The sequence below is a fragment of the Vibrio sinensis genome, assembly GCF_003605645.1.
Lineage (GTDB): Bacteria > Pseudomonadota > Gammaproteobacteria > Enterobacterales > Vibrionaceae > Vibrio > Vibrio sinensis.
Map to the genome: position 1 here is coordinate 129860 of NZ_QVMU01000001.1, position 24533 is coordinate 154392.

The following is a 24533-nucleotide window of genomic DNA, read 5'->3' on the forward strand; positions in this document are numbered from 1 at the left end:
TATGAACTATCAAGCTTGCAAAACAGAACGTGAAGAACTTGCATACTTTATGCGCCGCCTATACAAGAATCAATTAACGACCTGTTCTGGTGGTAATTTAAGTGTTCGTTTAGATGAAGAACATGTATTAATTACCCCATCGAGTTTAGATAAAGGAGTGATTGAGGCCGGGGAAATTGGCTTAGTGACTATCGATGGGACTAACTTAACGCCACATTTAAAATCCAGTATTGAAACAGGGATGCATTTGGAGATTTATCGTCAACGTCCGGATGTCAAAGCCATCGTGCATGCGCATCCAGTGATGGCTTCCACGTTTACAGCAGTAGAACAGAAAATCAATACCGCGCTGACGGCAGAGTCTTATCTGGTTCTTGGAAAAGTGTGTTATGCCCCATACGCTTTGATGGGCTCGGTAGAGCTATCAAAAATTGTTGGTAACGCCGTGAAAGAAGCCAATGTGGTGGTGATGAAAAACCATGGCATCACCACCGTTGGTGCAAACTTGTTGTCAGCTTATGACCGAATGGAGTTGTTGGAAGCCTCGGCTAAAATGACGATCAATGCTGCGATTTTAGGCGGCGTTAGTCAATTAACCAGTGAACAACAACTTGAATTAGATAACTGGTAATCATCTCATTTCTCATGCTATCTCATTATGTAGATAGCATGAGATTCTTAACGAATATCCCCAAGTCATTATTAAGTCATTGTTAGGGACATTATTAGATTATTGCTGTTGAGCTGAGTATCTTAGGCTGCCAAGTAAAATCGAATGAGTGACTGACTTTATGTTACTTAATCTTAACCCCATCATTGACATCAATTAAACGTCTAATCGTTTTTTCAAAAATCGGGTAAACAGAACCAACTTCTGACTCATAGTGTGCAGATAGGCTTAAGGTTAAGTTAGGCCAAGGCGTGCTAATGTGCTGAGTCGCGTCATTCCAACGTTTCATGACTTGCTCGCATATCCATGGGTTATGAATAAATGCCCCGGTTAGGATGATGTGATCGGAATAAAACATTCTTGATAAGTTAACCAGAGCAACCACGATATAATTCAATGCGTTATCGATACACTCTAAATTTGATACATCACACTGCTCAATAAAGTGAGCAAATGCAATTTCATCCGCTGGTACATCACCTAAATGATGGCGAAGTTCTTCTAACAATGCCCATTGTGATGCTTCTGTTTCTAAACAACCAAAAGAACCACAATTGCATTGTTTAGCGGTAGGGCCAAGGTTAACAATATTATGCCCAATATGACCAAACTGTCGTTCAATATGGTGAAAGACTTTGCCATCAATACCTAACCCGTTGATAATCCGCCATCCCCATGACAGCATCACAACACTCCCTTTAGAAAAGCGATCATCATTACGAATATGGTAATTTAAAACCGTGTCATGAATCGGTCGGACACTCACTTCAACGCCATAACGGTCTTCATAGTGGGAAAAATCTAAATCACTAATATGTTCAAATCGAGCTGTTCGTCCCCAGAGCTTTTTCTTTTGATCAACCCAACCAGGCAACGAAAATACCATGCCACACAATGGGTAAGTGAGAGGTGTCGAATCGATTAGGCGACTGATATTGTCATCGAGAATTCGATTCATTCCCTCATTGGTTATATCGTAGGGGATGGACAGACGATGTTCTGCTAATACCTCAGAGGTACTATTGATAAGACGTAATGTGAGTGTTCGGGAATGAATGGTAATGGTTAAAGCGACCAGTCGGTCTTTGTTCATGCTTAGGTAAGTAACAGGCCGACCTCGATTACCCTCTCCAGTCGCACTTTCCTTTGACACGAGGCCGACCTCGATCAATTCGTCAATGTATTTGCTAATGGAGTTGGGTCTAATTTGAAGTTGTTTCTGTAAGGTTTTATGTGTGGTGCGATCACTAAGAATAAGAGTGTTAAAGATAGAAAATTTATCAACGTCACGTTTCTTTACCCTGCCAATTTTTGTCATCTCTTGTAGCAACCCAGTGGTTGTAATAATTGGACTATCCATAACGTTTATCTACCTTTAACTTTATATCTCTAATTGTCGCACTACGTGATTCTATACGGAGTTATTCAATCCGTACAGCGTTTCATTGATCCGAATTTAATGAGATGTATATTATACATTTCATTGTTGTTGCAATAATTAAGTATACCCCACATCATAATAATCTTCTTAGCATTTTTTATTGTATCTATTGAAAATAATTGTATATCAGTGATTTATAGAGTTTATATATCGCTGTTATTTACGGTGATGAGTTTTATAGTCGTGAGTTTTTTATAGCATTGGTTATAAGTGGTTTTAATCTGTATTTTTATAAAATCAGATAACAATGCGGTGTAATGTATTTTTTGTTGCCATTTTATAATAATAATTCAGGTTTAGTTTGTTCTTATTGTTCACATCAATCACTCTCTTATTTCGTTATATGAAAGTACAGGGTTCTTAACACGAAGTTGAGGTTTTCTTGACTTTTTCTAGTGATCAAAAGCGCAAAAAATAAACTAAAAATAATTATATTTTGGAATTAGAAGTCTGTCACGGCATGGATTGTTATGTTTTGTAACACTAGGTGTTATAAAAGTGATTGAGAGGAGTGAATGGCGATGTCTAGGTAGGTTTAAGGGCTATTCAAGGTTCAAATAATATGACGGTCTTAGTTATTTTTTGAACTTTATGCTCTTTGAACTTTATACTTTATGAACATTTAGTGTTGAAATACCTTACGTGCTCGCCTGTTGCATAAATACTGCTGTAATAGTTGTTATAATTTTAAATAATTCATTTAGGCATTATCGATTTAATGCTGAAGAATATTTTCTATTTGTTTTTATTATCTCTGCTTGAATAAGCGGGTTAGGTTAGTTGCGTCTACATAAAAAATTTAGTGACTATGAAACAAGGAATTTAAGATGACTAAGCAAAGTAATTTTGTCGGTTTATTACCGCTCATATTTTTTATAGTAATTTATGTATTAACTGGCATTTATGCTGATAATTTTTCGAGTATGCCTTTACTCGTCGCATTTACCTTGGCAGTGGTGGTGGCCTTGGTAATTCAACCTAAAGGCCAAAAAACCACGTTTGAAGAAAAAATGACCATCTTTACTAAAGCCGCAGGTGATAGTGACATCATTATGATGGTACTTATCTTCTTGTTGGCCGGTGCTTTTTATTCAGTGACAGACCAAATGGGGGCGGTAAGTTCTATTGTTAACTTAGGCTTATCGGTTATCCCATCTAATATGGTGTTAGTCGGCATTTTCATTATCGGTTGTGTGCTGTCATTTGCGATGGGCACTTCGATGGGGGCAATTACCGCTCTCGCGCCGATTGGTGTTGGGGTTGCTGAGCAAGTCGGTGGTAACCCAGCATTGATTATGGCAACGGTTGTCGGTGGTGCGATGTTCGGTGATAACTGTTCATTTGTATCTGATACAACGATTGCAGCATGCCGTACTCAAGGTGTTACTTTAAAAGAGAAGTTTAAATACAACATCATTACGGTTCTTCCAGCTATCATCGGAACCATCGTGTTGCTGGCGATTTTGCCATTCGGCAACGGTGCTGAAACCGCAGTGGGTGACTACTCACTTATCAACATTATCCCTTACGTTTTAATCATTGTCGCAGCACTGGCTGGTATCCACGTGATGAGCGTTCTCGCTCTTGGTGTGATGGCAGGTATCGTGATTGGTTTTATGAACGGCAGCTTAGATTACTTATCGGCGCTTGAATCGGTACAGCGCGGCATGGGCTGGATGCAAAACCTTGGCATCATTGCCATCGTTGTTTCAGGTCTTGTTGGTTTGATGAAGCATTATGGTGGGATTGATTACCTACTCGATAAAATCACAGAGCGCTCTAGCGGTACATTCGGTGGTCAGATGGGTATCGCGGCACTAGTGAGTTTGATTACGCTGGCAACAACCAATAACACCATTGGTATTTTAACCGCAGGTACTATCGCTAAAGATATTTCAGAGAAATATGGAATCGATAAAGTGCAAACGGCCTCTTTGCTTGATGTTTGTGGTTGTTCGATGAACGGTTTGATGCCATATGCTGGCCAGCTCTTAATGGTTGCAGGTTTAGCGAAAATATCACCGATTTCAGTGATGCCATATGCATTTTACCCGATGATGATGTTTGTGATGGCGATGGTTTCGATTGTCTATTTCTCTAAGAAATCCGTTTCTTTCACTGAAAAGCAAGCGTAGCTAGGGGTAATGTTATGGAACGTGAAGATTACGAACTGGCTTTTATGATGCAATATGAGAATGTTGCATGGTACGAAGATGGGGTGGTGCGTATATTAGACCGCCGTGTTTACCCTTATAAAAAAGAGTTTGTGCGTTGTACTCACTACCAAGAAGTGGCACAAGCAATCGCTGATATGGTGACTCAAAGTGCTGGGCCATATACGGCAGCAGCGATGGGGATGGCCTTAGCCGCAAAGCAATGTGAGACACTTCCGGTCGACAATCAAGTGACGTTCCTAGAAGAGGCAGCGTACGCGCTGTCTCATGCTCGACCCACCACCGTAAATCGTATGACAACGGTGGTGAATGGGTGCTTGGATGTCGCTAAGAGCGCGATGCAGAATAATGAACAAGTTTCGCAAGCTATTTTTGAACATGCCATTCACTCTTTGAACAAGCGTTACAGTGCGATTGGTCAAGTGGCTCAGCATTTGGTTAAGCTTATTCCTAACAACGGTAAGATCTTAACTCAGTGCTTTGGTGAAACCATTATTGGCACGATGATCCGTGAAGCAAAGCGCCAAGGTAAAAATATCGAGTTTTTCTGTGCAGAAACGCGACCCTTTTTCCAAGGAGCACGATTTACGGCCACTGTTGCGCAAAACCAAGGCATTAAAGTCACTGTGCTAGCTGACAATATGATTGCTTATGCGATGGAGCACTTAGGCATCAATTTATTTACTTCCGCTGCCGACAGCATCACGCTTGATGGCCATGTGGTGAATAAAGTAGGCACTCAGCAGATCGCGATACTCGCTCAGTATTATGGTATTCCGTATTACGTAACAGGGATCCCAGATGTTGACTTAGCTACCATCGATCAGGTGGTTATCGAGCAACGAGATCCGCAAGAAGTCATGACCTTAATGGGCCAACGCATCACCGAAGAGGGGGTGCAATCCATTTATCCTTCTTTTGATATTACTCATCCGAAACTCGTCAATGGTGTAGTGACTGATCTGGGTATTTTTAGCCCTTATGATTTGAATAGTTACGCACAAAAGAATAATAAATTCTGGAGCTGATTCATTATGTACTCTACGCATTTCAAACTCGATATTAAAGATATCCCTGCATATGTTGAAGAAAAACTGCATTTCTTCGGAAAAACAGAAGGTTTGGAAATTTCTGAGCTAAGTGATGGGAATATTAATTACGTATATAAGATTTTTGATAGAGAAAAAAACAGCTCGTTAATACTAAAGCAAGCGGACGTGGTGCTACGATCTAGCGGCAGGCCTTTAGATGTTAAGCGCAGCGAAATTGAAGCCACAATGCTTCAAATACAGCACAAATTGGCCCCAGAGATGATCCCTGAAGTTTATCTTTATGATCCAGCAATGTCTGTGACCTTTATGGAAGACGTGTCGGAGTATAAGAACTTTCGATACGAAATGATGGATCGTCAAGTGTTTCCCTCATTCCATAAGCAGATCATTAACTATTTCTCTAAGACCGCGCTTGGTACGACAGATTTGATATTGAATCGTGCTGAGAAGAAAGCCAACGTGGTTAAGTTCACCAATGTCGAATTGTGTGATATTTCAGAAGACTTGGTTTTCACTGAACCTTTTAATAATTATAAAGGCAGAAACATTGTCACAGAGGGCAATGAAGAATACGTTCAGGAACGCGTCTATTCTAATTTGCAGCTCGTTTCTGAGGCGATGAAACTGCGTTATAACTTCATGAATAATGCGCAAGCGTTAATTCATGGTGATTTGCACTCTGGCTCGATCTTTATTAACCACAACGGAATTAAGATTCTCGATCCTGAATTCGCATTTTATGGACCTATCGGGTATGACATCGGTAACGTAATCGCGCACCTCATTGTGCCAGCGATGGTTTGCCAAGTAACGGATGAAGAGTCTGAAACTAAAGATAACTTTATCAACTGGGTAGCATCGACGGTGCCCGCCATTCTGTATGGATTTGAAAGAGAGTTTAAAAAATCCTACTTTGATTCTGTGCAAGAAGAAGTGGCAAAAAATGAGATGTTTGTCGATTGGTATACTCGTCAAATCGTTGCGGACGCGAAAGGGTACGCTGGGCTCGAGATTATCCGTCGTGTCATTGGCGATACTAAAGTCAAAGAGCTTGAAACTATCGTCGATCACAACCAGCGCTTAACCGTTGAGCGCAAACTGATTGAATTGGCTTCACGTTTAATCATCAATCGCGAAGAGCCGGGCACGGATTTGCATGCGTTTCTCAGTGCTTTAAATAGCTAATACGTTGTAGTCTTATTGAATGTGTTAACGACCAATTATTAAATATTGAGACTCTAGGCTCTGGAATTTATTTTCAGAGCCCTTTTATTATGTAATGTGACACGGTATTTTTTGTTTTGGTTACAATTCAATCTTGCATGTTCTACCAGTGAATCACGGTGGTCTTATTCCTCAAGATGATAATTATCTATCATCGTCAGATTTTGCCGTAGAGTAATACAAAGGTATTAGTAAAGTAGGTAGCGTATTAAAATGTATACAATATTTCGGTTGTCAAGTGGGTGAGCAGGGGACGTGGTGATGCTTACCCATCAACTCCCAACAAATCCGATTAATATAAAGTATTCTTGATGAACGTTTTGCATAGAGTCATCTCGACATTGAGTTTCATCAAATGGTAATGCGTACGAACACGATAGAATTCCTCCGTTTCCAATTGATTATTAATGTATGTTTCGTTTATGCGTATTCTATTGCTCATCTGTTATTTCTTATCTTTTTCTTCGACAGCACACCCTCCTTTTAATAACCAACAGCCGGAATCAAGTAAAACTGTCACCATCGGTGTGTTCGCTGATCGCGGCGTTGTTGAAGCTCGCCAGCGTTGGAAACCAACGATTGATTGGCTCAATGAAAAGATTCCGGAATATTCTTTTGTTTTGAAACCATTACTTTTAGGTCAACTACAAGAAGAGATAGCGCAGCAACAACTTCCTTTTATTATTGTTAATCCGTCTGAGAGCATTCGAATTGGTCGCAAACACTCATTGTCTTGGTTGTTGACATTAATAAGCCCTATGAATGGTGGTAGTACTTATTCAACAGGCTCTGCGGTTTGGGTCAATCAAGATAGTGATATAGATTCGATAGACGATCTATCAGGACTTCGAATTGGTACCGTTAGTCAGCAAGCCTTTGGTGGTTTTATGGCTTTTTCGCGAGAGGTCACTTTAAGCTATGACGCTTCAGAATATTTTTCGAACCTAGTTGAACTTGGTTTTCCTCATGAAAAAGTCGTGAACTCCTTGCTTAATGGGGATGTTCAAGGTGTCATTTTGCCAGTGTGTCTTGCCGAATCGATGGTAGAGAAAGGGGATCTGACTCCTAACCAGATAAAGATCATTGGAAACAAAAATGATCTCAATGCCCATTGTGGTGTCTCTACTCGAATGTATCCTAACTGGAGCTTTGCAATGACGAGTATAGCTGATCGAGAATTAGCAAAAAAACTTGTCATGGCGCTGTTATCAATACCGAGTGACTCAACCGTCGCTAAGCATGCGCAATCATTAGGTTGGTCTGTACCAGAAAGTGCCGTTGAGTTGGATAATTTATTTACAGATTTAGGGGTGCACCCTTTACAAAAAATTTGGTATTTACAGCTTTGGCAATGGATTGTTGTCAATTATGTTGCTGCTATTTTTGTGGTACTACTATTGGCTATTTTGCCGATTCAATATGTGTTTTTAACGATTCGTTACTGGCGGAATGCTCAACAACTAACACAGTCTCAGCAAAACCTACAACATGCACAGCGAAGAGCACTGGTTGATAAATTAGGTTCAAGTTTAGCGCATGAATTAAATCAGCCATTAGCAGCGATTCGTTTATACGCTGAGGGAGAGCTTTCACGTCGCCAACAGGGACGAACTGATACAGATATTCCTTTATTATTGGGCAAAATTAGTCGGCAGGTGACTCGTATCGATAAAGTCGTTTATCGTTTCCGTTCGCTGTTACAAAAGAGACCGCTACAAATAGATAAGTTGGAAGTAAATCAGATTATTAGTGATGCTATTAGCCTCGTTGATGTTTATGCCAACCAGCATAAAGTGGCTTTGGTTTGGCAACCTAGAGAAAAATCAGTGTTCTTTGTTGGTGATCGTTCCGGTATGGAGCAATTATTGATTAATCTACTGACCAACGCTATTGATGCGACTTCAGATCACGGTGGCGAACACGTGGCTATTTTCGTTTATTTAGCGGACGAAAAAGTTCACATTTCAATTCGAGATCAAGGAAAAGGACTTGCTCTACCTTTTGAAGAGTTATTGACCCCGTTTGTTACAACAAAATCAGAGGGAATAGGGCTTGGTCTCTCAATATGTAAAGAGGTTGTAGAAACACATTCCGGCGAGTTTGAATTGAAAAATTTCGACACTGGTGGGTGCCAAGCCATTGTTATTTTTCCCATCGTAAAATAGGTATACGAATATGACACATTTACCCCATTTACTGTTCATTGTTGATGACGATGACGCAGTACGTGATGCTTTAGAATTTATGTTGGAGGGCGAGGGGTATCAGCCACTTAGTTTTAATTCAGCGGATGCATTCTGGCACTATTTCCAACAGCAGGAAATGGTTTGTGGCTGTTTAATTCTTGATAGTCGAATGCCTGGAATTAGTGGGCAAGAATTACAAAGCAAGTTGAATCAAATATCTAGCTCACTAGGCATTGTTTTTCTAACCGGGCATGGTGATGTTCCGATGGCAGTTAATGCTTTAAAGCTGGGAGCGGTGGATTTTTTACAAAAGCCAATTGACCGTGAGGCCTTATTGACGGCCATAACGCAAGCAATGAGTCACAGTGAACAGTTGTTTAAAAAACAAGCTTGTATTTTACGCTATCAAAATTTGACGCAACGTGAACGTGATATGTTGGCTCTATTTTCAGCTGGAAAAAACAATATCCAAATAGCGAATGAACTGCATATATCTTCGCGAACAGTTGAAGTCCACAAAGCCAATTTGTTACGCCATTTAGAAGTACTCACTCTAGCTGACATGGTTAAAATCTACGCATACATTGAGCCAATGCTTGATGAAATACCACCACCACCTGTTCGGATTAAACGTAAGTAAATTAGTAGCCATGTTTTTTATGTGGGAATCCCTAATAGAAATGCGACGTTGATTTATCGATCATGCTTCAAATTTAAATCTAATTTTGGACATGATCATGAAGCAACAATATGGTTTTTTTGTCGATACGAGTAAGTGCACTGGTTGTAAGACCTGCCAAGTTTCTTGTAAAGACAAAAATGATTTGCCAGTCGGCGTGAATTTTCGCCGAGTGTATGAATACACAGGAGGAGACTGGGAAAAACAAAGTAATGATACGTGGAAGCAAAATGTATTTGCGTATTACGTTTCAATCAGTTGCAACCATTGCAGTAGCCCCGCTTGTACTAAGGCTTGTCCGACAGGAGCAATGCATAAGCGTGAACAAGATGGATTGGTTGTCGTTGACGAGTCTCTCTGTGTTGGTTGTCGTTACTGTGAAATGGCCTGCCCATATGGAGCACCACAATATAATGCAGAAAAAAAGCACATGACTAAATGTGATGGTTGCTTTGATTTGCTGGAACAAAATAAAAAACCGATATGCGTTTCGTCCTGTCCGTTACGTGCGCTTGATTTTGGTCCAATCAATGAACTTCGCGAAAAATATGGCGAGAATGCTGATATCGCCCCTCTTCCAGACTCGCGATTGACGAACCCCTCTTTAGTTGTTTGTCATAATCGTCACGCTAAATCAACGCCGGATCATAAAGGCAACGTAGTGAACAAGGCGGAGTGGTAATTATGCATGAGCTTCCATTAGTTATTTTTACCGTATTTGCACAAGCAGTTGCAGCTAGTTTTGTTATTTTGGAGTTACTCCAAAGATTACCTTCAAAATATGCACTAGTCGTTGAGCGTCAACAGCGGGTAAGCATTATTTTTCTACTACTTTGTTTACTTGGCTTATCAGGTGCAGCGGCTTTAACGCATCTGGGCTTACCGTTACGAGCGCCTAATGTTCTGTTTGGATTAGCGCACCTGTCTGCTATGTCTGTCGAAATCGTTACAGTTTCGTGTTTTGGTTTTTTCCTGACAGGAACGCTGTTTTTTACATGGAGAGGGATTACAAACACGGTCAGTAAAGTGTGTCATGTTGCTGCGTTAGTCTTGGCATTTCTCCAATTGATTGCCATTGCTAATGTGTACTACTTGAACACGGTACCACTTTGGGCGACAGGATGGACGTGGGTAAACTTTATAGCGAGTGGCTTTATTAGTGGTTCTTTAATGATCGCACTACTGTTTATTGTGACCGGTGTTCAACGACATTCTCTCAAAAAAATGGTGCCAGTCTGGATATTCACTGTTGTGATGTCGTTGTTACTCAGTGCTGCATATTCATTTCATCTTGCCGATTTACTCTCAATTCAACACATCGAACTCCCTAGATGGATGATAGCAATGCAAATTATCCGAGTTATTTTAATCGTGTGTGCATTTGGAATGTGTATAGCGCTTGCTTTTGTTTCATCCAAGACATCATTGAATGTGCCATCAGTTTTTGTTGCCACGTTAATGGTAATCAGTGCTGAGTTATGTGGCCGGATCGTCTTTTATGAGCTGAGTGTGTTGAATCACTTGTAATCGCATTAATTAGAGATTGAGAATTGTTCTTATGATTAAAGATAAAACAAACGTTTCTGACGCTGTGAATAGCGATCTATCACGTCGTAGTTTTTTGAAGCTCGGTGCTTATTTAGGTGCAGGCGCATTTTTATCCACTCAGCCATTAAATGCAATTGCAGCCGCTGTCATCGATGCTCACCATGGTGAAGTTACTAAATGGCATAACTGTTGGGCTCACTGCCATTCAAGCTGCCTCTTAAAAATAGTCACAGAAGATGGCCAAATTAAGCGTATTGAAACGGATGACCAAGGTGATGACCAATTTGGACAACACCAAGTTAGGGCTTGTTTACGTGGGCGTTCCTTACATAAACGCACGTTTTCTCCTGATCGTCTTAAATACCCAATGAAACGTATTGGAAAACGAGGCGAGGGTAAATTTAAGCGTATTAGCTGGGATGAGGCATTAACAGAAGTTCATAGTCAGTTGAGTCGTATCATTAAAGATTATGGCAACCAAGCTATTTTTAGTCGAATCGGCTACGGTCAACCACATGGCCCATACCATTACGTTCCAAGATTTCTTAATCTCATTGGGGGATTCTTGTCGCCAGCAGGGAACTACAGTAGCCATCAGATTGATACTGCTTCAACATACACGTACGGCAATAAATCGTTCACTATGGGTAGCGCCCCTACCGAAATGTCACGGTCAGATTTAATTGTGTATTTCGGGAATAATCCAGCCAATACTCGTATGAGTGGCGGTAGTGACACTTATCATTATCAGGTGAGCAAAGCGAAGAGTGCCGCTCGGACAATAATTATTGATCCACAATATACAGATACGGCATGTGGTCGAGAAGATGAATGGATAGCAATTCGTCCAGGAACAGATGCACTGCTTATCGAGGCGTTATCATGGGTATTGATCAAAGAAAACTTCGTGGATGAGGCATTCTTAGCGCAATACTGCTATGGATACGATGCTGAACCAGCGATGCCAGAAAAGGGCTTGCCTGCACTTGACGCTTCATTAGGTTATAAAGCTTATATTTTAGGTTTTGGAGCAGATGGTATTGCTAAAACACCGGAGTATGCAGCTTCGACTTGTGGCATTCCAACCGAGAAAATTTACCAATTGGCTCGTGAACTTGGTCATGCGAAAGCCCCATTTATTGCACAAGGCTGGGGACCTCAACGACATGCAGCAGGTGAACAAACTTCACGCGCTATCTTTATGTTGCCTATTCTTCTTGGGCAACTAGGTCTTCCAGGTACTAATAATGGTGGTTCAGATTTCCTATTTCACACTACCGATATTATGAATATGCCAACTGGAAAGAACCCGGTAAAAGCTCAAGTTCCATGCTTTAAGTGGTCTGAAGCGGTTGTACGCGGACAAGAGATGACAGCGTTATCGGACGGCATTGCGAAAGCCGATAAGCTAGATACCAATGTAAAATGTGTATTTATGTATCAAGGAAACTGGTTGTTAAATCAACATTCTGATTGTAATGCAACCGCTAAAATGCTGGCAAATGAAAAGTTGATGGAGTTCATTTTTGTCATGGATAACCACATGACAGCGAGCGCAAAATTTGCCGATATTTTATTGCCCGATATCACATGGTTAGAAAACTCCCGTGTTATTGCTTTTTCTACACATGTCACTAAAACAGAACATGTATTAGATCCAATGTATGAATGTCGCCACCCGTATGACGTATTTGCGGACCTAGCGGGTAAATTTGGACTTCGGGAAGCGTTTCGAGAGGGGCGAACTTGGGATGATTGGCAGCAGTATCTTTATGAGCAAAGCTGCATAAAACATCCGCACTTCCCAACGTATGAAGAGTTGTCGGAAAAGAAAACAGTGCGCTTACCGTTCGATCCAGAAGCTGATCGCTATACGATGAAAGAATTCCGCTTGGATCCTTTGGCTAATCCATTGCCGACAGAATCAGGTAAGATTCAGATTTATAGTCATAAACTTGCCAATATTGCGCAAACTTGGTTATTACCTGAGGGAGATTCGATTACCGCACTTCCCAACTATACGCCAACGTGGGAAAGCTATACCGACATTGAAACGAAGAAGCAATTTCCTCTACAGTTGATTGGATTTAAATCAAAAGGACGCCCCCACTCAACATTTGCCAATGTACCTTGGTTGCGTGAAGTGGTTGAAGACGCGTTAATGATGAATCCTGTGGATGCGAATGAACGTCAACTAACCCAAGGACAGCTGATTCATATTTTCAATGACCGAGGCACCATTCAAGTACCGCTGAGAATTACACCTAGAATCATGCCAGGGGTTGTTGCTCTTGGGGAGGGTGCTTGGTATCAGCCTGATGAGTCAGGTGTTGATGTCGGTGGATGTATTAATACGATTACACGCCTTAAACCAACAGCATTGGCGAAAGCGAATCCACAAGGCACAAACCTTGTAGAAGTACGCGCAGTATAATCGAAATAAAGCTGACAGGGACGTTGCTTAGTGTTGAGGAATGAAATAATGGAAAAAAATGATGCGCATAAACCGTTAATGTTGATTCGATATTCTGAGCTAGATTTGACGCTCAAAACGCTATACCAATTATATTGTTTTGAGCCGAATAACGAGATTATCTCGTTACTTCAAGAGAGTGAACTATTGTCTCTTTGGCAAAAGCTAACACAAGAGGTTCAAAAGACACTTCAAAGCGATCTCGACCAAGAAGATGCGATCGACCAGTTGAAAGCGGATCATTTGGCTCTTTTTATTGGAATAGGCATGCCATTGTCCCCTCCTTGGGGATCAGTCTATTTGAATGAAGAAAACTTATTACTCCAGTCATCGACCTATGAATGGATGGACTTTTTAAAACATCAGAATTTACGATTTGTATTAGAAGAGAATCAACCACAAGATAATATTGGATTAATATTGTCGGCGGTAGCGACGCTGTATGAACGATATCATCAGGCTAAAGTATCCAACGGCGATGTTGATTCGGCTCTACGAGCATTGCGTATCGCTTTAAGTGAACACTTATCTCCTTGGATAACGCGTTTCTGTCAGCTGTTGGAACAGCATGCTGAGACGTCATTATATCGACTGGTCAGTGATGTTACCGCGGTTGTAATTGATCAGCTAATGAGCGAAGTTCAAGCAACGATAGAAGAGAGAGAGCTGTACTATTAATTTTTTAATATATTATTTTGTCGTTCTATTCGCATAACAATTTGTTAGCCACAGTAAGACTAGTGGCATATCACTATTGATTTTACATATACCCCCAAGCAATCACGAGGTTGCTTGGGGGTATATGTTTATGCTGGTTAACATATCTAATCTCAAACAAAGTAGAGCAATGATATTCAAGCGATGAACGTTCTGAACGAGGATTATCTAGTTTTTGAAAAAAATTCCTGGAAAAAACTACGTTAATTCAATTAGTTTACTACTATCAATAAGTAGGGATTCACAATCAATTATTGAAATTTCAGTTGAAAAGGCAGGAATGATGAAAAAAAAAATATCACGTGTATTTGAGGCTAGTTTTAGACATGCTCAGTTACTAACCTGTCTATTTTCGTTATTTTTTACATTTAATGTCATGGCGAAACAGGAGTTGACATTCGGCGTTGTACCACAGCAGTCAGCAGCTAAGCTTGCCAAACAATGGCAACCCTTATTGGATAGCTGGGGAAGACTGGCTGGAGTCGATATCAAATTTGCTACTGCGCGTGATATTCCGACGTTCGAAAAACGCCTAGCCGCAGGAGAGTATGATATGGCATATATGAATCCTTATCATTTCACCTTAGTTAATCACACCCCTGGTTATACGGCGCTAGCTCGTGCCAAAGATAAGCGAATTACGGGTATTTTAGTTGCGCGGAAAGATTGGGATGGAGATTTAAAAGATTTGCAAAATCAAATTATCGCCTTTCCAGCACCGAGAGCCTTTGGTGCCACGATAATTAATCAATCTGAATTAAGCCAAAATGGCGTAGATTTTGACGCTAAATATGTGGGTTCGCATGATTCTGTCTATTTAAGTGTTGCGAGGGGATTGTACCCTGCAGGAGGCGGGGTTGGTCGAACTTTTAATAGTTTTAATGATGAGACTAAGAAAGATTTAAAAATTATCTATCGAACAGAAGCATATACACCTCATGCTTTTGCTGTATTCAATCAGGTGGATACCCAAACAAAAGATGCGCTGCGTGATGCCGTTGTTAAGCTGAATCAAGATCCTCAGGCGAAGCAAAGCTTTGATATGCTAAAAATCAAAGGGTTACAAATGGCAAAAGACAGCGATTGGAATGATATTGTTCAGCTTGGCATTTCACTGTAAGTGGTAATATATGACCCTTCGTTCAAAAACGATTATTGGTATCGCTTTTATTGAAGCACTTGCCTTAGGTATCTTAATTGTTAGCGGCCTTAGTTGGTTAAAAAGCTCGAATGAGAAGAGCCTCGAAATCGGTAGTAAGCAATTAGTCAGTGTGTTTGCGAAAGCATCACGCGATGCGGTGATCGCCACAGATCTCGCCTATCTAGATAGTTTTGCCCAATCGGTCGTCAGTGAACATAATCTCGCCTATATACGAATTTCAGATCGCAATGGTACAGAATTAACACAGCAAGGTGAGTATTCGGGAGTTGACACTTCTAAACGTCCATTTGATGTTGTTGACGGAATATATGATGTAGCAAGCCCAATCATGCTTGAAGACCACTCTTTCGGTGCTGTAGAGATGGGAGTGAGAGTGGATGACATACATCAAATTTTCAATTACGCGAAGAGAGCCAGCATTATCATCGCGATTATAGAAATGACACTTGTGGCACTTTTTTCTTTCGCACTGGGCACCTATTTGATGAAGCGATTGGATATGTTGCGAAAGGGAGTAGTCAAAGTCACCCAGCAAGGTCCAGGAGCGCAAATAGAAATATCGGGTAATGATGAGGTGAACCGAGTTGGGGATGCCTTTAATTTGATGTCTACTTCCCTTGCTCAAGCACAAGAAAAGTTAGAATTAGAGTATCGCACGCAAAACTTGTTGTCTGAGAAAGTGAGATTGCTTGCTGAGGTTGCTGAGCATGCGAGAGATACCATTATTATTACTAATCCAGATGGAAAAATTGCTTGGGTTAACCCCGCCTTTGAACAATTAACAGAATACACTTTAGAACAAGCACGGGATAAAACGCCAGCTGAATTGCTGCAGGGGCAGGAATCGGATCGAAAAACAATTGCCCAGCTTTCTGAAAGTATTCGCAATAAGCAACCAGTACGGGTAGAGATATTAAATTATACGCGCACTGGCAAAAAGTATTGGGTTGAACTCGATCTTTCGCCTGTGTGTGATGAAAGTGGCGAGCTGTTGAGATTTATCGCGGTTGAACGTGATATTACTGGCAGAAGAAAAATTGAAGAGCAGCTATCGGCAGCGGTTGAACAGTCCAATAAGGCATCAAGAGCTAAGTCTGAGTTTTTGGCAAATATGAGCCATGAGATTCGAACACCAATGAATGCAATTATGGGCATCAGTGAATTGCTTTTGGAGAATGAAGTTAGAAGTGAGCAAAAAGAATTATTGACTCTCCTTCATCAATCCGCCGATAACTTAGTTACGGTCATTAATGACATTCTTGACTATAGCAAGGTGGAGGCTGGGAAACTGAATTTAGTTGAAGAAGCATTTGACCTGCGTGAGCTGATCGAAAACTGCACCAGTTTGTGTGCCTATCAAGCGACGAAAAATAACATCATACTGCTGGTGGATATGCCACTTTCAACAAATAGTGCTGTGATAGGAGATAAAGGTCGAATTAACCAAATTTTGCTTAATTTGATAGGAAATGCCCTTAAATTTACCGAACATGGTCATGTCATGGTGAGAGTGACAGAGCTAAAATCTATGGATAGCATATATCAGTTTGACGTTTTGGATACGGGTATCGGTATTCCTGCTGATCGTCTTCCTTACATCATGGAAAAATTTGAACAAGTCGATAACTCTGTTACCCGCCAATATGAGGGTACAGGTCTGGGCCTTGCTATCTCTAAGCGATTAATTCAAATGTATGGGGGAGAACTTACGGTCGATTCGACACTTAATGTTGGTTCCTGTTTTCGCTTTTGCTTGAATTTAAAACAGCAGGCATTGATAAAAGCAAATCAAATGACTCTTGATAGTCGGCACATTTTGTACATTGATAACTATGCGCCCAGAGTCGAGCAAATTGAGAACATGGCTCAGCAAATTAACTTACAGGTGACGCATGTCTTTTCTGAGCAAATAAATAGTGCATTAGCAGTTGGTCATCCTGCGTATGATCGCATCATAATTGGAGAGTGCGATCGAAGTACGAGGGACCTGGTGATTCAATGGAATGATGGTTGCGAACATACGATACCGTTGTTGTATTTAGAGCCAACGCAACGTAGAGAAAAAAATCATGAGCAATTTGATAAAGTAAGATATATCCCTCAACCAATGACTCAGAAAACATTATTGGGTTTGTTTCAGGTTTATCACGAATTTGATGAGATTAATCACCTAAATACAAGGTCGGACTTTTCTGGCATCAATCTACTTGTGGCTGAAGATAGTAGTGTTAATCGTATATTAATTTCTAAAATGCTTTCTGATACCAGAGTGAATTTGATATTGGCTGAGGATGGTGAGATTGCTATCGATTTATATAAGCGAGTTAAGCCGGATCTGGTGATAACGGATATTTCGATGCCTAATAAAGATGGCTTTAGCTTAACCCAAGATATTCGGGCATTACAGAAAAGCCGAGACTACCCTTGGTGCCCTGTTGTTGCGTTCTCAGCTCATGCGTTACAAGAAGAACAAGAGAAAAGTGTGGAGTTTGGTATGGATGACTATCTTACTAAGCCAGTTAAGAAAGTAGAGCTCCTTGAGATGATATCTAAATGGACTTGTGAGTTGAAATCACTGGATAAGCCAACATGATTTCAAGCATGATTTAGTCATTTGGGAATCACAAGGTCTTTGAAGTTCACATCGTCGCTGACGCGAAAGGTTATGTCGGCCTTGAAATCATTCGTCGAGTCATTGGTGACACTAAAGTTAAAGAGCTTGAAACGATTGCGGATAACAATTAGCGTTTGACGGTTGAACCTAGATTGATTGAATTGGCTTCGAGTTTAATCATTAATCGAGAAGAACTGGGAACCGATGTGCATGCGTTTTTAAGTGATCTAAATAGATAAACATGCTGGCGTTCTATGATTAAATATTGATACACAAGGCTCTGGAAACAATTCCTAGAGCCTTGTTATTGGTCTCTCTCTCATCGACTTTTGTATAAAAACAAAAGCATAAGAAAGTGAGCGTTCGTATTTTCTAACCTTTAGCACTTAATTCGTTAAGCGGACAGCACATATCAATAACAATGTCTTCCAGCGTGTTTGGTTTTAACCTATCAGCTTTACTTATATTGAACTGATTCGCCATGATGGTATTGAAAAGTCCCCAATGATTAATCAATAGCTTACCACTGTTATTTGCGTCTTCTGGCCAGGTTTCTTGCATCATCGGAGCTAAACTCAGAGCACCATGGGCGAAGACTAACATCTGCCATTTTGATTCCCAAGCTTCTACCTGTGAACCTGGAAATGCCACATTGTAGTCGCTGAACAGACCGGCAAATATCGCTTCAAATTCGTCTTTCGATCTCAAGAAATATTGCAATAGAGCTTCATCATCTTGTCGAATTGCATCCGCTATCATTTGCACGGGTTGCGGGTTAAGAAGAGCGAATGCGAGCATGCGTACCATAAACAAGTATATTTTTTGATCAGATGGCATATCTTTCGGCATTTCGTCGATGAGTTCGGCCATATAACTCTTCATAAACTCATCGAGACTATCGGTGACTGCCTGCCAAATTTTCTCTTTGCTGCCGAAGTGATGGCGAATCAAACTATGCGATACACCCGCTTTTTCGCTGATGTTGCGTAGCGAGACTCGCTCGTAACCAAGTTCACAGAACATATTAGCGGCCACTTTAAGGATCAGACACTTAGTTTGTACTGCGGCTTCGGCACTTCGTCGGCCTTGCTTTTTCTCTAGCATAGTTTTGGATGTTTCCCAATATGAACCAATCTGAGTGTTTTTACCAGAAACGGAGCTCTTTGACTAATTATTTTACTATCCACTTGGATAATAAGTTGATCATTTTCATAATATTTATATACTGCACAACTGTGTAGTATATAAATTGAGTGGAGAAAGCCAGTGCGAAACAGAAACATAAAACGCACAATCATAGGAGCAGTGGTGGCGTTGAGTCTTTCTACAGCTCTAACTGGTTGTAACAAAGCCGTCTCAGAGCCGGCCGAGCCATTAATCAAACCGGTCAAACTTCTTGCCGTGCACGATCTCATTGTTGCGGATTCAGATGCCTTTCTCGCTCGAATTGACGCGACCTATAGAGCGCAACTCTCTTTTCAGGTTGGCGGGAAACTTGAGAAGTTAGTGGTAAGAATGGGCGAGGAAGTGAAAAAAGACGATATTCTTGCCATGTTAGATCCTACCGACCTGCAACTGGCTTTGGATGCTTCGCAAGCAAAATATGATTTGGCAAAAACACAGTGGGAACGCGCTAAGAGCTTGTACAGTAAAAAACTGATCAGTACCGATAATTACGATCAGCACGAAACGCAATACAAAGCAGCATTAGCCAACCTTGAACAAGCTAAAACAGACTTAAGTTATACAGAGATTCATGCGCCTTTTGACGGCGTTGTCTCGTATACCTATGTAAAACCGTCGCAAATTGTTGGTGAAAAGCAGCAGGTTTTGAATTTAATCGACAATACGACTTTAGACGTGTCGTTCACTTTACCCGTGACTTATATGGAGTCCGTCTCTCTTGAAACGCTCAAGAACACAGAGATGTGGGTAAGCATGGACAGTGAACCGAACAATCGTATCCAAGGTATTTTCAAAGAGATCTCTACTCAACCTAATAGCGACACCAATAGCTATGAAGCGATCGTGACGATTGCCAGACCATCGGATCGCAATTATCTCACCGGAATGACAGGCCAAGTGCATATTGCCAAGCAAAATATTTCGACAGCACTGACGTTGCCAAAAGCGGCATGGGTAAATAAACAAGCCGATCATGGTCAAGTGTGGGTTATGGACAGTGAAACGCATCAAGTTAACAAAGTGACTCTGCCGTTGACGGCTAATGGTGGCGTTAAATCAGGATTAGACAATAGCGACTACGTCGTGGTTGCCGGCGTTGAGCGTTTAGTTGAAGGGCAGGTAGTTAAAGCTTGGGTTCGTGAGGCGGGAATTTAATGAAACGATCTTTATTTATGGTTTCTGCTATTGCGATGGCAGTATTAACGGGTTGTAAAGAGAACACAGAAGCAGTCATTGAACAGCCGCTATATGTATCCACAATTTCGGTTGATGCACCCATAAAAAGTCAATATCGCACTTTCAAAGGTTCCGTTGTTCCGGCGGAGCAAACTCAGATCGCTTTTCGTCGTGAGGGCGAAGTGCAGCATGTATTGGTTAAAGCCGGTGATGTTGTCGAAAAAGGGCAATTGCTCGCGAAGCTTGATGGAAATAAAGAGACGCAGGCGTTGAATGATGCACAAGCACAATATTCGCTGACAACTCGTCAACTTAAACGTGGTCAAGATCTTTATGACCGCCAAATGATTTCGAAAGCAGAGTTGGATGAGTTGATGGCGAACAAAGCGTTGGCACAAGCGAACTTCAATAATGCAACGAACCAACTTAGCTATACCAGTCTATTCTCCCCATTTTCTGGCAAAGTTTCAGATGTGTTTAAAGAACGTTTTGAACGTGTCGCGATCGGTGAACCTGTATTGAATGTTTACCAAAACGACAAGGTATACGTTCGCATAGAGCTTTCTGACACCGTATCAGCCATGGTCAATCCTAATTCGCAAAACATGAGTTACCAGCCATTAGCGACGTTTTCTGGTGTTGAAAAAAACTATCCATTGGATTACTTGGAGCATACCAGTGAACCCAATGAACAAACGCAAACTTACCAGATGTACCTAACGATGCTACAACCTGAGCATGAGATTTTGCCGGGCACCAGCGTGAGTGTTTCTGTTGATATGGTGAAAGCAGGAATTTCAGCAATTGACGGCTACAACATACCAATGACATCACTCCAAGCTGGCAATCAAGAGGGGGAGTTTTTTGTTTGGAAGTTGGTGGGCGATAAAGTGACGAAACGCCCAGTGACGATTGAACAGGTGAACGGCCGTGGTGTTATCGTTTCCTCTGGTGTGGTTGAGGGAGATGTATTAGTCAATTCGAGCTTACGCAAATTGCGTGAAGGGAAACATGTCGATGTTGTGGAGAAAAACCAATAATGAACATTGCTGAATATTCAATAAAGAACAAAGTCATCAGTTGGCTGTTCATCATTATTTTAGCCATTGGCGGCGTTATTTCATTTCTTGATCTTGGGCGTTTAGAAGACCCTGCTTTTACCATCAAAGATGCGATGATAATTGCGACTTACCCAGGGGCGAGTTCTCAGGAAGTTGAGGAAGAACTTACATATCCGCTTGAAAAAGAAATTCGTAAGTTACCTTATATTGATAAAATCACATCGACATCTTCAAATGGAATGTCACAGATCATGGTCAGTATGAGCCTGAACTATGGCCCGGATGAGTTGCCACAGATTTGGGATGAAATGCGACGTAAAATCAACGATCTGCGACCAACTTTACCGCAAGGTGTGCAATCTCTGCAGATTATTGATGATTTTGGCGATGTTTACGGCGTGATGTTGATGTTGGTCGGGGATGATTACGACTATGTTGAGCTGAAACGTTACGCTGATCAATTGACTCGTGAACTTGAGTTGGTTGAGGGGGTTGGTAAAGTCGATATTGCTGGCGCCCAGCAAGAGATGTTGTTCGTCGAAATTTCGCTCGACCGCTTAGCTGCTTTGAATTTGGATATGAATGTTATCGCGACACTGCTTAACCAGCAGAACAATGTTGTGTCTGCTGGTGAGGTGATGGTGAACGGGGAAAGCCTCGTGATCCGACCAAGCGGTACCTTGAATTCAGTAGAAGCGTTGGAAAACCTTATCATTCATGGGCGTGACACGGGCAATTTAATTCGCTTAAAAGACGTTGCTGATATTAGCCGTGGTATTCAAGAAAAACCGGGCAATGTCATTCTGTTTAACGGCAAGAAAGCGATCAATATCGGTATCTCGTTTGCTGCGGGCGTGAATGTGGTTGAAGTAGGGCAGCGCGTAGAGGCTGAACTTGCCAGCCTCGAAACCATTAAGCCTACCGGCATCGATATGAGTTACTTCTACAATCAGTCACAAGAGGTTGATAACTCGGTTCAAGCATTTGTAATTAGCTTGCTTGAAGCGGTCGCTATTGTGATTATTGTACTGCTATTTACCATGGGTCTACGCAGTGGATTGATTATCGGTTTAGTTTTGCTACTGACGGTATTTGGCACCTTTATTTTGATGAACTACAACAACATAGAATTGCATCGGATCTCTTTAGGCGCATTAATTATTGCGCTAGGGATGCTGGTGGATAACGCTATTGTTGTTGTGGAAGGCATACTGGTAGGCATTAAAAGAGGACGAACGAAGATCCAAGCCGCTGCTGACATTGTAAAGCAGACACAATGGCCGTTGTTAGGTGCAACGGTTATTGCGATTACCGCTTTTGCCCCGATCGGTTTGTCTGAAGATGCGACAGGCGAGTTCATGGGGTCGCTATTCTGGGTGCTATGTTTCTCGTTATTCTTGAGTTGGGTTACCGCCATTACACTGACGCCGTTCTTAGCGGATCTTCTGTTAAAAGATGAGGAAAAAGGGGCACAAATTTCAGACGAAGACCTTTACAAAGGTTGGTTGTTCGCTGTGTTCAAAATAATCCTAAAATTCGCATTGAGATTTCGTTGGTTAACCGTTGGCAGCATGATTGCATTACTTGTTGGTGCCGTTGTAGCGTTTGGCAGTGTTAAGCAGCAGTTTTTCCCACCGTCTAATACGCCGATGTTCTATGTTGATATGTGGATGCCAGAGGGGACGGATATTCGCGAAACGATCAAAAAGGCTGAAGAAGTTGAAAGCTATATTCGCCAGCAAGAGAGTATTGATTTTGTTTCCGCTTCGATTGGTCAAGGTTTGCAGCGTTTCTCATTAACTTATCAACCAGAGAAAAGCTATGAAGCTTATGCACAGTTCCAAGTTCGAACTATCGAACGTGAGAGCATGTTTGAGCTACTGCATCATTTGGATAAAAACTTAGCGAAAGCGTTCGATAAGCCAACATTCCAGCTTAAGCTTATGGAGTTTGGCCCGTCTCCAGCATCGAAAATCGAAGCACGTATTACTGGCGCGGATCCTCAAGTTTTACGTGAACTTGCAGTGCAAGTTGAGGATGTTTTTCATACCGATCCGGGGGCACGTAATATCCGCCATGACTGGCGTGAACGCACCAAAGAATTGGTACCGGTATTTAACGAATCAAAAGCACGTCGCTTAGGTATTTCAAAAGAGGATTTATCAAGAACACTGCAAATGGCATTTGGGGGTAATACCCTTGGCTTCTTGCGCGATGGTACAGATACGCTCCCTATTTTGGCTCGTCTTCCGGAAGCAGAACGTGTTGATTTTGAATCACTTCAAAACGTAAATATTTGGAGCCCATCGTTACAGAGTTACATTCCAGTCGATCAAGTTATTGATGGCGTGAAACTGGATTGGGAAGAGCCGTTGATTCAACGTCGTGACCGTAAACGTACGTTGTCGGTGCTTGCTGACCATGATGTGTTGAGTGAGGACACGGCAGCGAGTTTGTTTACTCGAGTTCAGCCTAAAATAATGGCATTGCCGCTACCAGCAGGTTATGAAATTACTTGGGGTGGTGAATATGAGTCTACGGTTGATGCACAAGAGGGATTATTTGGCTCATTGCCAATGGGCTATTTGTTGATGTTTATCATCACAATATTGCTGTTTAATTCAGTTAAAAAGCCGTTGGTTATTTGGTTTACAGTACCGCTCTCTATCATCGGTGTTTCGTTTGGCCTGCTTACGACCAATATGCCATTTAGTTTCACAGCATTTCTTGGACTATTGAGTTTAAGCGGTATGATTTTGAAAAATGGTATTGTATTGCTTGATCAGATAAACCTTGAGCTTGAGTCAGGAAAAGATCCTTACTTAGCGATAGTCGACAGTGCTATTAGCCGTGTTCGCCCGGTCAGTATGGCGGCCCTGACGACTATCTTAGGCATGATTCCATTGGTGTTTGATGCATTCTTCGGCTCAATGGCGATTACGATTATGGCGGGTCTTGGTTTTGCTACGGTACTAACATTGATTGTTGTTCCTGTCATGTTTGCGATTTTGTACAGGATTAAACCAGCTACGGTATAGACGTTCAATTCGATAAACATTCAGCCCTGAGGTTTTCCTCAGGGCTTTTTTGATGGCGTAACTCATAGAAATAAACAATTAATGATGAGATAAACGATCACATCATGACATCTCTAGTTTCAGTAATCTGGCT

The 24533-nt window shown here is 41.4% G+C and carries 17 protein-coding genes; 15 read left to right on the forward strand and 2 right to left on the reverse strand.

Annotated features, from left to right (window positions below; all coding sequences use genetic code 11):
- Position 1: 1 nt before the first annotated feature.
- Positions 2–631, forward strand: a complete 630-nt coding sequence (locus DZ860_RS00495) for a class II aldolase/adducin family protein (RefSeq protein WP_120028957.1) — start codon at positions 2–4, stop codon at positions 629–631.
- A gap of 163 nt (positions 632–794) precedes the next feature.
- On the opposite strand, the gene DZ860_RS00500 is transcribed toward DZ860_RS00495, so the two are convergent.
- Complete coding sequence (locus DZ860_RS00500) at positions 795–2030, reverse strand: ROK family protein (protein ID WP_120028958.1); 1236 nt, start codon at positions 2028–2030, stop codon at positions 795–797.
- A gap of 908 nt (positions 2031–2938) precedes the next feature.
- Here DZ860_RS00500 and DZ860_RS00505 point away from each other — a divergent pair.
- The 11 genes from DZ860_RS00505 to DZ860_RS00555 all read left to right on the forward strand — a co-directional run bounded on the left by DZ860_RS00505 (position 2939) and on the right by DZ860_RS00555 (position 17919).
- Positions 2939–4246, forward strand: a complete 1308-nt coding sequence (locus DZ860_RS00505) for a Na+/H+ antiporter NhaC family protein (RefSeq protein ID WP_120028959.1) — start codon at positions 2939–2941, stop codon at positions 4244–4246.
- 14 nt (positions 4247–4260) lie between these two features.
- Positions 4261–5313 (forward strand): S-methyl-5-thioribose-1-phosphate isomerase, encoded by a 1053-nt coding sequence (locus DZ860_RS00510; RefSeq protein WP_120028960.1) that lies wholly within the window; start codon positions 4261–4263, stop codon positions 5311–5313.
- Between the two features lie 6 nt (positions 5314–5319).
- On the forward strand, positions 5320–6522 hold the full coding sequence (gene mtnK, locus DZ860_RS00515; protein ID WP_120028961.1) for an S-methyl-5-thioribose kinase: 1203 nt from the start codon (positions 5320–5322) through the stop codon (positions 6520–6522).
- A gap of 461 nt (positions 6523–6983) precedes the next feature.
- Positions 6984–8726 (forward strand): sensor histidine kinase, encoded by a 1743-nt coding sequence (locus DZ860_RS00520; protein ID WP_120029513.1) that lies wholly within the window; start codon positions 6984–6986, stop codon positions 8724–8726.
- 10 nt (positions 8727–8736) lie between these two features.
- Positions 8737–9387, forward strand: a complete 651-nt coding sequence (locus DZ860_RS00525) for a response regulator transcription factor (RefSeq protein WP_120028962.1) — start codon at positions 8737–8739, stop codon at positions 9385–9387.
- A gap of 91 nt (positions 9388–9478) precedes the next feature.
- Complete coding sequence (locus DZ860_RS00530) at positions 9479–10108, forward strand: DMSO/selenate family reductase complex B subunit (protein ID WP_207890570.1); 630 nt, start codon at positions 9479–9481, stop codon at positions 10106–10108.
- A 2-nt stretch (positions 10109–10110) separates the two neighbouring features.
- Positions 10111–10953: a dimethyl sulfoxide reductase anchor subunit family protein gene (locus DZ860_RS00535; protein WP_120028964.1), complete on the forward strand. Its 843-nt coding sequence runs from the start codon at positions 10111–10113 to the stop codon at positions 10951–10953.
- Positions 10954–10984: 31 nt separating this feature from the next.
- The gene (locus DZ860_RS00540; RefSeq protein WP_207890571.1) at positions 10985–13408 is read left to right on the forward strand and encodes a DMSO/selenate family reductase complex A subunit; all 2424 of its coding nucleotides are present in this window, start codon (positions 10985–10987) and stop codon (positions 13406–13408) included.
- Between the two features lie 48 nt (positions 13409–13456).
- Positions 13457–14125 (forward strand): TorD/DmsD family molecular chaperone, encoded by a 669-nt coding sequence (locus DZ860_RS00545; RefSeq protein WP_120028965.1) that lies wholly within the window; start codon positions 13457–13459, stop codon positions 14123–14125.
- A gap of 415 nt (positions 14126–14540) precedes the next feature.
- Entirely contained in the window at positions 14541–15284 is a 744-nt protein-coding gene (locus tag DZ860_RS00550) for a phosphate/phosphite/phosphonate ABC transporter substrate-binding protein (protein WP_243641798.1), read from the forward strand.
- A gap of 10 nt (positions 15285–15294) precedes the next feature.
- A complete protein-coding gene (locus DZ860_RS00555; RefSeq protein WP_120028967.1) occupies positions 15295–17919 on the forward strand; it encodes an ATP-binding protein in 2625 nt (874 codons plus the stop codon).
- Between the two features lie 393 nt (positions 17920–18312).
- Here DZ860_RS00555 and DZ860_RS00560 read toward each other — a convergent pair whose 3' ends face one another.
- A complete protein-coding gene (locus DZ860_RS00560; protein ID WP_120028968.1) occupies positions 18313–19044 on the reverse strand; it encodes a TetR/AcrR family transcriptional regulator in 732 nt (243 codons plus the stop codon).
- A gap of 162 nt (positions 19045–19206) precedes the next feature.
- Between DZ860_RS00560 and DZ860_RS00565 the strand changes: the two genes are divergently transcribed.
- From DZ860_RS00565 to DZ860_RS00575, 3 genes are read left to right on the forward strand one after another with little or no spacing between them, the layout of a single operon-like run.
- Entirely contained in the window at positions 19207–20280 is a 1074-nt protein-coding gene (locus DZ860_RS00565) for an efflux RND transporter periplasmic adaptor subunit (protein WP_120028969.1), read from the forward strand.
- Positions 20280–21341 carry an efflux RND transporter periplasmic adaptor subunit gene (locus DZ860_RS00570; RefSeq protein WP_120028970.1) on the forward strand — a complete coding sequence of 354 codons (1062 nt, stop codon included), beginning with the start codon at positions 20280–20282 and terminating at the stop codon, positions 21339–21341. The genes DZ860_RS00565 and DZ860_RS00570 overlap by 1 nt, the downstream gene beginning before the upstream one ends.
- Entirely contained in the window at positions 21341–24400 is a 3060-nt protein-coding gene (locus DZ860_RS00575; protein WP_120028971.1) for an efflux RND transporter permease subunit, read from the forward strand. The genes DZ860_RS00570 and DZ860_RS00575 overlap by 1 nt, the downstream gene beginning before the upstream one ends.
- The last annotated feature ends 133 nt before the right edge of the window (positions 24401–24533 follow it).